The following is an 11,919-nucleotide window of genomic DNA, read 5'->3' on the forward strand; positions in this document are numbered from 1 at the left end:
CTCGCTAATAGTCCCTTACCTCATTGTCGTCTTTTTCAATATTAACATTGCTGTCCCTGCGCAGTATAAAGCGTTGCCACTTCCACCGCCCCTCTGTGAAGTGGCCTGAGTTAGGCCATTACTGACTTTCTATGCTTTCTATTTCTTTCCAAATAGATTCAGCTTCCGCAGTCAACATCGCGTATCCTCTGATATCTCCATTTCTTTGTGCATACATCGCTTGCTCCAGCTTTGCATCATGCTCTTTTCTGAGCTTTTTGACTGGGTTGGCCTTAAAAAATCCAAACATTCGTTCACCTTTATTTAAGCATTTTAATCAGTAAACGAACTGTGTGATGTTTTAGATCAACCTAATTTAAAAAATCTACCACTGTGTTCACAACTATGCGGATTCTGACCACACGGCAAACTCATTACCACTAGGTTCGGTAAAATGGAAACGGCACCCTCCAGGAAATTCAAAGATAGGACGAGTGAGTTCACCTCCATTTTCAACAACCTTCGAAAGCGTGCCTGTCAGATCATTACTGTAAAATACTAACAGTGCGCCACCACGACTTACAGTGCTCGACATATCAGCTTGATAGAATCCCCCATCTAAGCCTTGATTTGAAAACGCTGTATATTCGGGCCCATAGTCAACAAACTCCCAATCAAATACCTGACTGAAAAATAACTTAGTTGATTGCAAATCCTTGGCTGCAAATTCTACATAGTTAAGCTTTTCATGTTGATTCATAGATACCTCTTAAACCAGATTTATTATTGATTGTCTCGGCGCAGAGCGTTTTTGCTAGATCTGAACCTTTAGTTTATTGGCTTTACAATACCCTTCAGTTTATCAGTCGTAAATAAAATTCGTCCTGTGTGCAACGTAATTATTTGAATCAACAATATCAAAGCTACCTTTTTGCTCACATAATCTTGCGATAAATCGCAACCGTCGAGTTTGTATTAATCGTCTAGGGTTCAGTGTGATATACCGTGAATACGACCAAAATTCACAGTGTACACTAATCGATATCAGTCAACTTATGGGGTGACTTCGACATGCCACCATTTGGGCTTTTTTGAAACATAGGAGTGAGACTTGGGCATTAATTCTAATCGGTTTGGTGTATCAAACGCGCCAACCACCAATGCAATTATCGGTGCGTCATCAATCGCCCCTAACGTGCTCCCACACTCATTGCAAAAACTACGAGAAGAATACTCCGAAGAACGCCATAGCTTCGGCTTTCCTCCCGGCCCATCCCAAATAACTTGCTGTCGTTCAAACTCTACCCAAACCTGGCTGAGTGAACCACTGTGACGCTGACACATGGTGCATGAGCACGTGTGAGGGTTGAGAGGCTTTCCTGTTGCAGTAAATCGGATGTTGCCACACAAACACCCACCTTTATAATCTTTTGCCATTTGACCGTTCCCTGTGTATTTAATGTCGTACTTTTTAGCTCATATACAATCATATAGCTATAATAATTTCAATTAGTTAAAGCACACCAAGAAGTTTATGTAGATGGTTGAAATAAAACGATGTAAAGAGCAAGCACACTTTAAACTTGCTCTATTAAATATCGAGGAATGTCAAATTTGCTAGGAATAAATAAAGTACCAATACTGACCCCTCTAAGTGAACAAGGTTAGTGCGCAGGATCAACTGTTAATGCGAGGTCATCTAGTAAAATAGATAGACCGTTTTGGTTTTTAAAATGCAAAAACTTTAGATCTACATGTTTGATTGGTCTGCGATTATCCAATGGCAAGTCTACATTAAAAGACGTAACTGAATTGCCTAAATTGCTCAATGTCACACGCTCATGCGTAAATGGGTATTGATCGCTTTCATGATAAGTAACATGGGCTTCAGCAATAACTGATTCTGTATCATACCCAGAAATCATTTGAAGTTTACCACTAAAGCGTAAACTGTTTAGATAAGTATTTTCAGTAAATTGATAAGCATGATTAAATGGGCTGTAGACATCAAAATCCGTAAAGTTGACCAAAGCACTTTGCTCACCGCTAATTGGCGATTCCGCTGTTAGGTATGCAGTACTACTGCTATTGGAGGGGAAATTAAACAGATTTTCATTTTCAAAGTCGCCGTGCTCTATCAGGTTGCTAAGATCTTTGGGCTCAACATAGAGTGCTAGGTTATCAAGCAATACTGTTAAGTCTTGTTGATTCTGCGTGTATAAAAACTTTAAGTCTACATGTTTTATTTTTCTATTTTTATCAAGTGGCACATTTACAGTGAACTGATTTACGGCGTCCCCATTTCCAGAAATAGCCACTCGACGATGTGTCAGGGGATATTGACCATTTCGATGGTAAGTTACATGCGCTTCTGCAACAAGTGACTCAGTTTCAAATCCTTCAATCATCTTTAGTAAACCGCTAAACTGAAGGCTTTCTAATTGTGTATTTTCAGGGAATTGATAGCTGTAATAGAAAGGGCTATAAGCACTGAAAGCGGTAAAGTTAACTTCTAAGCTTTGTTGCCCTACCAGTGGGTTTTCTCTTGTTATTTGAGAAGTACCTTCGCTCGCACTTGGAAATCTAAATAGGTTTTCGGTTTCAAAGTCACCATGAGATATTAAATTCTCTTTTCCTGCTGGCACCACATACAGTGCGAGGTTATCGAGTGACACGGTTAAATCTTGCTGATTTTGAGCATATAAAAACTTCAAATCTACGTGTTTTATTGTTCGAGATTGATCAAGTGGTACGTTAACATTGAAAGTAGTGGCATTATTATTACCAGAGATAATGACACGTTCATGCGTGAACGGATAATGACCATTACTATGATAAGTCACATGCGCCTCGGCAATAAGTGATTCCGTTTCGTAACCTGAGAGCATTTGAACGAGGCCATTAAAGCTCAAGCTTTCCAGTCGTGTATTTTCCGGGAATTTATACGAGTAATTAAACGGGCTGTAAACACTGAAGTTGGTAAAGTTTACTTGCACACTTTGACGCCCCGAAATAGGAGACTGGTTGTTTAGATTGGCAACCCCTTCACTATTTGACGGAAATTTAAACCGATTTTCAGTTTCAAAATCACCATGAGGTATTAGGTTTTGTGCCGTATTAAATAGGCTCGACGGGTCATTAGTAGGCTGAGAATCTGCCATTGACGATAGGCTGATAGTGGCCATTAAACATACCAAAGATTTAGCTAAGTTCATAGGTAGCGCCCTTTGTTGATTGAATTTAATTGTGACGCTATAAGGTACATTGTTGATATTTAGATTTAATTACATAAATACAAATAGTCAACATAAAGATCTATATGTTTACAAAATAAACCGTTACTAGGTGATAAACTGACAACCAAATAACCTGCAAGCTCGAAGCTTGCCAATTTTAATCCCCCTCAACCACCACGCCCTCATTCAGCAACAGCGATATTAATGTAACGCCTGATTTAGCAGCCTGTACACTTATCAGCACTACAAGCTAAACGTTCAATTTTCAAACTAAGCCGTATCATTAAATCAATCTAATTTCTGTGAGTGTCTTGTCTTAATTCTTGAACAAAACTTTACAGAAACCCTGTTTAAACGGTGTTAAAAACGGAACAGGTTAAACAACGTAATACCACCTAATTTGTTAATTAAATTAAAGGATAATTTTATGCATACAATCATTGGTCTATTACTTTCAATATTCTGTTTTTCTGCATTCGCCAGCTATGAGCCATTCACATATAAACACGAACCGATTTCACATACGTTCAGCCCAAATATACTGGCTGAGAGCAAAAATGTATGGGTTGCGCTGCCAACGGGGTATCACGCACCTGAAAATGCACAAAAACGTTACCCCGTCGTATATGTTACTGATGGGGTAGCGTATCAATTTATTACCGCTGAAAGCATGTGGTTTGCAAACATGGTTGGTCATATTCCACAAGCCATTTTGGTGGCAATTGATACGACAGAACACAGAACGCGAGATTTAACCCCTTCTGTACCAAATGACGGCCATAGTACTGATTTAACAGCTGGAAAAAGTGCAATTTTTCAGGATTTTATTAAGCAGGAAGTTGTTTCTTTTATCGATCAAAACTATCGTACTAATGATTTTCGGGTCCTTGCTGGCCACTCCTTAGGCGGTTTGTTCACTATAACGGCAGTGCTTAACCCACAAATCCAAGACACCTTTAAATCATACATCGCACTGGATCCATCGATGTGGTGGGATAATGCTGACACAGTCAACCAGTTAGAGCAGTCACTAGGTCTATTAAATAGCAAAGCGTTTAATATTTATATTGCGGCTGCCCACAACGATAAAGATGCAGCGAATGATACAACAGGAGACTATCTAGAACATATTCAAGCCATGGCCAGAGCTGGGCACTTGTTGTATGCATCCAATAAGACAACTGGCACTTATGACGTTTTCCAAGATGAAACCCATATGTCTATATTGCATCAAGGGCTTTATAAAGGCCTTAGAGCGGCCTTTAAGTGCTACCCTACAACTTGTGACAAATCGGTTAAGGCAAGTAATTAGTGACCAGTAATTGGCGGTCAAGAAGCTAAGCCTCTTTCGACTTGGCTTCTGCGTTTTCTCTTTGTGTGACAATTACAGTGTGAATCATTTCAAACCACAGAGCACTTTACCAATTTGCTTAAGCTTAGCGGATAAATGACCCACTTTTATCGTATCTGTCGAGGTAAGCCGAACACCATAATAGGGTAGCTATTGTCGTTCACTAATCAAACTCAGTGCGATATCCAGCGCTTTTTCACTACTTGAAAAGTGATCGGGCACAACCCCCTGCTCGTGCCACGATATGCGCTCCTTCACACTCATCAACATGCCGCTGGTCAATGACAAAGTAATATGTTCACTGATCTGAATTAACGTTTCGATACTTGCAAGCCCCATGGTTTCCTCCCCAATAATCACCGCGCGACCTGACTCCTGTAACGCGTGAATAAACAGTTCCCACGGACCACTTACAAATGATGACGTCAAAATATATAAGGGTATATGGTCGCTAAAGCGTTCAAACTCTGGCGTTTGGATAGCATAAATCGGTTCTATTCCCTTGTTTGTTTGCAACAAGCCAATTGCTTGGTCTAAATCAATGAAATACCCTAACATTGTCTGGCTCAACTCAATACTTCCCTCATCTACAGTGCGAAGATCCAATATCAAAGCGCTTGGTGTAGGTAAGCCTGAAATATGGGACGCTATCAATTCTCTATTAACTCCAAACGCAAAACTCCCTTTTAGCTCAATGTAACCCACACCATCACTAGATATTTGTGATTTAACAGCTGTCTCATCATTATGTTTAGAGATCAGTTCTATGGCAAAAGTATTGTGTATTAACTCAAAGCTATTATCACCTGTTGTCATGCGTAATGCGTTGTAAACCTCATTTTTAAACCAATGAAAATCAGCGCCATCGCGAAAACTCCCTCTATTCATTTTTGTTTTTAGTGAATCTACGGCAAGCGCTCCTTTATTCGGGTTGACATAAACATCGACCAATGAATTAGAAATAGTTTCTATTGCAATGGATACTTGATTAGCAGACATTTTTTGAGCCTGATTTGCTGACAGATTGCTCGATAGCATCAAGTAAAAGATAAACCAAATAAAGTGCTCTGATTTCATTGTTGCTTTCCTTATTATTCAACGTATTTACGACAGCAAAGCTTCGTTTTATTACCTCTGAATTACCTCTGACCAAACAACTGTTATACTTGGTGACACTGAAAAAACTAACTTAGCTGCTTTATATCTTGATACTAGATGAAAAATTTCAAGGCCAGACTCACAACTCCACTAACAAAACTAAGCGTTATAGGTAGTAATATCTCTGTTCAATCGGATTAAAAACACATGAAACACCACACAATTGAGCGCGCTCAATTGTGTGATGTATATATTTCACTTGTCTTTAATTGGCAAATGATACTCTTTGAAACTTGTTTTTAAGACAGGTAAAAAGGTTACTATTTGGATAATTTTTACCACCTGTTACCAAAGTCGCATAACCTCTTGTATTTTTTGCATTATTTATAAATTCACAGCTTATTTAACCTAAACAAAGATCAAAAAAGAAACTCACAACTGAAATATATTGTATACAATTTATTTTCATTGTTGTAAGTTAAAAAACGTTTATTACAAATTAAATGTCGTTTAAGTATTAAATTAATAACAATAAACTACTGATAATAAAGAATATTACAATTCACAATCAAGAGGTGCTGGCAGAAATGCCAATTGTTAACTTAGGTTTAAGCTGTACCTAAAACATATCAACTGTTAACAATAAAAATAAACTACAGGAGAACAACATGTTTTTATCCAAACCGGTACTAACGTTACCCAAACTCAATTGCGTAACAATTGCGCTACTCTCTGCGATGACAACTGCAACGTCGTATGCAGGAGAAAGTTCTGAGCCACATACACACGTGAACAACATTGCAAGTATGGATGTTCAAGCTAACCATAAACATTCTGGTCAAATATGTGGTACTGACCACAATGACCAAAGTTGGTCTGCCATTCAAAAAGAAAATGTCCGTCAAGCAAATATAAGCTCAAGCTTTTCTTCGCAAATTATGAATTCACTTGCCGCTCAAGAGGACCTTGCCGCAGAAAATGGTAACGGTGTACCGGGAAGGTATTACATTCCTGTTGTTGTACATGTTTACGGTGACAGATATAACTGTGAGACAGGCACCTACTGTCTAACTGAGCAAAAAATTATCGACGGCTTGAACAAATCAAATGAAGACTTTTTGGGGCTAATTACAGATGATGGGCCGATAGCACCGGAATTCCAAGCAATCCGACGAAACCTTAATATCGAATTTGTACTTGCAAAAAAAGACCCCAATGGCCAGCCTACTAATGGTATTGTTCGCTACCCAGATAAAGCTGGTTACGGTAAAGGCAGTGGTAGAGATGACCAAATTGCTGCTGACGCGTGGGACAACTTCAAGTACATGAATATTTATATTCAGCGCGACTTGTATGATGATGGTAAAACTAATAATTCAGGTGTTGCTTGGTACCCGCAATTGAGTATGTCGCAACAAGGCCTGTCTCGTGTTGTCTACAATGGTGATTATGTCGGTGCAAATACCAATGAGAACTTTCGTTCTGTATTAACCCATGAGTTTGGCCACTGGTTGAACCTACCACACACTTTTGATGGCGCTTGTACTGTTCATTCAGAAGCATTCTGTAACGCGACTGGCGATGGTTCTTGTGATACGCCGCAAATGAGTAGTAGTATTTTACAGGACAACGCTAAAAACTGCTTAGGTCAGGCTACAAACACCGAAAACTTCATGCATTACTCTGACAACTATGCAATGTTTACCAAAGATCAAGTAGATCGCATGACTGCTGCCCTGCACGGCCCAGCCCGTGCAACTATCTGGTCAAACACCAACTTGATTGCAACGGGTTTAGGTGAATATACCAGTAATGCAGACCACCCTTGGGATGGCACTTCTGGCGCAGTCGTTCCACCTAAAGGCGATGTTGTACAGTCATTCACAAACCTATCTGCACAAAAAGGTGAAGTTGATAACTTTGAAATTAATGTACCTAGCGGTACCCAAGCAGTCGCATTTTATCTCGACGGATATGACGAAGACCCGGATATGTATGTCTCCAAAGGTAAAGCGCCGACTAAAAATGGTGACAACTGGGATGCAGACTTCATTTCTTTTAGAAGCCCTGGTTCTCCTGAGCTAGTAACCCTATCAGCACCTTCAAGTACCGAAAGTTATCATGCAGCAATTGATGCATATAGTACTTATTCCAACGCGACGCTCAGCATCATTGCAGGTACAGATGATACTTTATGTGCCACGTGCGAACGTGTGTTTTTAACTGAAGTCAAAGATTTAAAATCAGCAAAGGGCGCTGAGCCTAAAACTTACCAGTTCGATATACCAGCTGATGCAGTGCGCACTGTTGCGGTTATGCCCGGTGGATATCAAGGCGATCCAGACCTATACGCCAGCATAAACTCGGTGCCAACCAAAGACAAATTTGACTGCGGTCCATTCAGCGCACCAAGATTAAGTGAATACTGTGAATTCCCAGCAGGTGGCGGCACGCTCAACTTATTGGTAGATCCATTTCTGGAATATAGCGAAGCATCATTAGTCGTTTATTATGAAAGATCTACAGATTCAGAACTGCCAATCGCGCAAGCAAACGGTCCATATAATGGCTTGATCGGTAACACTATTGCCTTTAGCAGTGCGGGTTCATTCGATTCAAATGGCAGCATTAGCAGTTACTTATGGGAGTTTGGTGATGGCAATACCTCAACAGCTGCAAACCCAACACATGCATATCAGCAAGCTAACACTTATACCGTAAAGCTGACAGTAACCGATAATGACGGTAACACCGCCAGTGATACAGCCACTGCACTAGTTAAAGCCGAAAACATCGCGCCTGTGGCAAATGCCAATGGACCATACACTGGCTCAGTAGGCAAAGATATTGAGTTTAGTAGTGCAAACTCTTCCGATCCTGATGGCAGCATCGCAAGCTATAAATGGGAATTTGGCGATGGCCAATCAAGTACCTCTGCAAACCCTAAACATAGCTACGCCCAAGCTGGTGATTATACGGCAACTTTAACCGTCACAGATAACGAAGGTCTATCTCACTCAGCACAGACTGGCGTTACAGTCACAGGGGTGAGCTATTGCGAAGCAACCGGTAATACAAAGTATGAGTGGATTGCAAATGTACAAACAGGTGCATTTAGCAACCCTTCCAACGCCGGTGGTTACAGTGACTTTACTGCTCAGACAATCGACGTCAAAGAAGGCGATAATCAGTTTACACTCACACCTGGTGGCAACTATACAGAACATTGGGCTGCGTGGATTGACTTAAATGAAAACGGTCAATTTGAAGATTCTGAGCAAGTAATGAGCGATGTTTCTGGCAAAGGTGCTGTGAACGGCATAGTGTCGATCCCATCTGGTGCGGCAGGAAAAACGACGCGTATGCGTATCGCCATGAAGTACAATAGCGCCCCAACATCAGCTTGTGGAAGCATAGGTGATGGCGAAGTTGAAGACTATACAGTGACTATTAACCCCAGCTCTGTGGATAAGACTGTACCTAACGCATGCGCAACGCAAGCTCCTATTACAGGTGGCAGATTGGAGGCTGGCAAAGCCGCATGTCTTGGTGGTAATGGCACAGTTTGGCTAAGCCTACCAGAAGTGGACTCTGCACAGAATATTGCAATTACAACAGCGCATGGCCAAAGTAACTTACATATTTTGTACAAAAATGGTGGCTGGCCAAGTGATAACGATAAAGATGCTGAATCAAACTCTGGTACCAAAACTGAGTGCATTACGATTCCAGCAGGTGACCGTTACTGGTCATATCTAAAAGTCTCTGGAGATGCAACAGATACAAGTATTATCGTTGACTTTGATAGCCTTGAATGTAGACAACAAAACTAAACATCTTTCATACCCCCAGCACCGCAGCGTATGCTCGGTGCTGGCAATCAAACGACAATCTATTACTTATTCTTAGGGCTACAAGGATTTTTTCTTGTCGACTTTCTTAAACTTAAATATCGATTTTCCATACCGCAGGTGTAACTTAGCATCTGTTTTTAGCAACACGATGAGCTTTATACTGTTCGTACCTCTTTGCAAAAATGAGTCCTGATTGATACTGCGAGTATGAAAAGTAATGTGATTTTCATTCAGTATGATGTTGCCTGTTTCTATTATTGGATGACGGGGATCAGTGCCGTAACAATCATTGTAAATTGAATAGCGTTCTCCTTGCAATTTCAATAAATCCGGACACTCGACATTAGACTCAACTTGCAGCCAGGCTTGCGAATAGACTGAAAAGCTAAACACGCTGACAAAAACGCTTGAAAGCATGTATACAAAATAGCACCGCACTTTAGAAGTCCTTCATAAATGTTGTCCCAAATGGTTGGTTGTAAGCTAACTCTCAACCCATTTTAAACTGTACACTCAGCTTGTAAATTGTGCCACGCATGAAAGTTTGAGTTTCGTAGGTCTCAGCTTAAAACATACCGTTTATAGGTATTATCACTGGAGTGTAATCACATATCAGAGAGCGCTATTTAAACTTCCCTTCGCGCAGCGAAAATACTCAGAAATCCACCAGCGCAGCACCTATAGAATAAGTAATATTAAGCTATAATCAAACTTAGTTGCCGCTATGCATTTGTAGATAAATATGTCTTCTTCGATCAACCATGAGTCAATATGCTTGCCAATAACATTTGTCAATGAGTTGTCTAAATCAAAAGATTTACCAGAGACATTGGACTTGATTTCCCACTGGTTACCGCAAATTATCGATGCAGACCGGGCAAGTGTTTGCTTGCACAATGGACAAGAAGACACATTGGAGGTGTATGCTTTATACGGTAACAAAGCCATTCAAGCTAATACGATCTTGCAAATTGACAACACCATGGTTGGACGGGTATTCCAAAGCAAAACATTAGAAATAAACAATAACCTTAAGGAATCTCAAGATTTCGATTGCAGAATTTTACACGAAGGCGGGTTAAACTCATGTATGGATGTACCGCTGCAAAAATCTGGCGCATGTTTTGGCACATTAAATTTAGGCAGTTTAAGAGAAAATGCCTATCAAACACAACATGCTGTTTTACTCGAATGCATCGCTAACTGGCTGGCCAACTACCTGCACGCTCAAATGGAAATTACAGAGCAAAAGAAACGTGCCGAAACCGACCCGCTGACTAAAGCGAGCAACAGACGCTGTCTGACTATCGTAGGTAACGAGTTGCTCAATAAATGGCAGAGCGACAAGCAGCCATTTGCGATGATTATGATGGATATCGATAACTTTAAACACTTCAATGATCGGTATGGGCACAATGTGGGCGACTTGGTTTTGGTCACATTCAGTCAGGTTATTAATCAAGTTATACGCACATATGACCATTTTTTCCGCGTTGGAGGGGACGAGTTTGTAATTTTAGTCAGCGGTAATGTTGATGCAGCCGAGAAACTAGCGGAGCGTATTCGACTTGAAGTGGCGGGCATGTCTGTTCAATACGATATTCATAACCTTCATATCACCATCAGTTGCGGTGTAACTAGCGCACAACTCCAAGATGACAGTCTCGAGTCTATTTATAACCGAGCTGATCAGGCACTTTACTTATCTAAAAAGAATGGACGAGATCGCACAACAGTAAACTAGCGAACACATATATCCATATCGTATTTAATGCGCTCACGATCCGATATGTCAAAATTAATGCCTTTTCGTAACTGCTCCAGTCTTCGTACATCAAATTCTTAAAGTGTACGACAGGCTATTCAACTCCTCATCGCCAAAGCCATTTAAACAAAGCAAGAGACTAATAATTTTGTTACACTGCTCGCTCAATTCTCCACGCATGTACATATGTTAGATATCCAATTAAATAGCTTTATTCGTCGTATTGAACACGCAGACACATTAAAAGCACTTATAAAGTCCAGCGGTGCTCAGCTAAGCCGAAAAGGTCGCTCAAGACACTGGAGAATACGAGGTGACTGGTCACAATTGGAAGTTATTGTTAAGCATATTCAACAACATGATGAACCCAGCTGGCAATGGGTAGTTGAAAAGTTGCACTGCAATAGGCCTAAACCAAGCCTTGAAGATTTAGTTTCGATAGTGAAGCACAACCCCACCATGACATTACACCAACTGATAGCGCAAACTGAATGCACATTGGCGGAAGCCAGAAGAGCTTTTGACGAAATAGCATGGGATTAACTAAAAAAGCTTTAACTTGATTGAGTTCAATTCATAGAACTCAATCAAGTCGGCAGCGCCATTTATGTTAAACTCAGATCCTCATAACGCTAC

Annotated in this window: 10 protein-coding genes; 4 read left to right on the top strand and 6 right to left on the bottom strand. The window is 40.5% G+C overall.

Annotation, left to right across the window (positions count from 1 at the left end; all coding sequences use genetic code 11):
- Positions 1–118: 118 nt before the first annotated feature.
- From J8M00_RS09535 to J8M00_RS09550, 4 genes are all read right to left on the bottom strand, one after another.
- Positions 119–289, bottom strand: coding sequence for a DUF6435 family protein (locus J8M00_RS09535; RefSeq protein ID WP_211010033.1), 171 nt, complete (start codon positions 287–289; stop codon positions 119–121).
- A 93-nt stretch (positions 290–382) separates the two neighbouring features.
- Positions 383–739, bottom strand: coding sequence for a VOC family protein (locus J8M00_RS09540; RefSeq protein WP_211010034.1), 357 nt, complete (start codon positions 737–739; stop codon positions 383–385).
- Positions 740–1,032: 293 nt separating this feature from the next.
- Positions 1,033–1,416, bottom strand: coding sequence for a GFA family protein (locus J8M00_RS09545; protein WP_211010035.1), 384 nt, complete (start codon positions 1,414–1,416; stop codon positions 1,033–1,035).
- 227 nt (positions 1,417–1,643) lie between these two features.
- The gene (locus J8M00_RS09550; protein WP_211010036.1) at positions 1,644–3,194 is read right to left on the bottom strand and encodes a hypothetical protein; all 1,551 of its coding nucleotides are present in this window, start codon (positions 3,192–3,194) and stop codon (positions 1,644–1,646) included.
- Between the two features lie 448 nt (positions 3,195–3,642).
- Between J8M00_RS09550 and J8M00_RS09555 the strand changes: the two genes are divergently transcribed.
- Positions 3,643–4,527: an alpha/beta hydrolase gene (locus tag J8M00_RS09555; RefSeq protein WP_211010037.1), complete on the top strand. Its 885-nt coding sequence runs from the start codon at positions 3,643–3,645 to the stop codon at positions 4,525–4,527.
- Between the two features lie 189 nt (positions 4,528–4,716).
- Here J8M00_RS09555 and J8M00_RS09560 read toward each other — a convergent pair whose 3' ends face one another.
- On the bottom strand, positions 4,717–5,643 hold the full coding sequence (locus tag J8M00_RS09560) for a S41 family peptidase (RefSeq protein ID WP_211010038.1): 927 nt from the start codon (positions 5,641–5,643) through the stop codon (positions 4,717–4,719).
- A gap of 689 nt (positions 5,644–6,332) precedes the next feature.
- On the opposite strand from J8M00_RS09560, the gene J8M00_RS09565 reads away from it, so the two are divergent.
- On the top strand, positions 6,333–9,497 hold the full coding sequence (locus J8M00_RS09565) for a M43 family zinc metalloprotease (RefSeq protein WP_211010039.1): 3,165 nt from the start codon (positions 6,333–6,335) through the stop codon (positions 9,495–9,497).
- Positions 9,498–9,575: 78 nt separating this feature from the next.
- Here the strand turns inward: J8M00_RS09565 and J8M00_RS09570 are convergent, their stop codons facing one another.
- Positions 9,576–9,956, bottom strand: a complete 381-nt coding sequence (locus J8M00_RS09570; protein WP_211010040.1) for a hypothetical protein — start codon at positions 9,954–9,956, stop codon at positions 9,576–9,578.
- A gap of 304 nt (positions 9,957–10,260) precedes the next feature.
- Here J8M00_RS09570 and J8M00_RS09575 point away from each other — a divergent pair, with 304 nt between their 5' ends.
- Positions 10,261–11,262 (top strand): sensor domain-containing diguanylate cyclase, encoded by a 1,002-nt coding sequence (locus tag J8M00_RS09575; protein WP_211010041.1) that lies wholly within the window; start codon positions 10,261–10,263, stop codon positions 11,260–11,262.
- 207 nt (positions 11,263–11,469) lie between these two features.
- The gene (locus tag J8M00_RS09580; protein ID WP_211010042.1) at positions 11,470–11,826 is read left to right on the top strand and encodes a ribosome recycling factor family protein; all 357 of its coding nucleotides are present in this window, start codon (positions 11,470–11,472) and stop codon (positions 11,824–11,826) included.
- Positions 11,827–11,919: the final 93 nt, after the last annotated feature.

Origin of the sequence: Pseudoalteromonas luteoviolacea, assembly GCF_018100925.1 — a bacterium.
GTDB classification, from domain to species: Bacteria; Pseudomonadota; Gammaproteobacteria; order Enterobacterales; family Alteromonadaceae; genus Pseudoalteromonas; species Pseudoalteromonas obscura.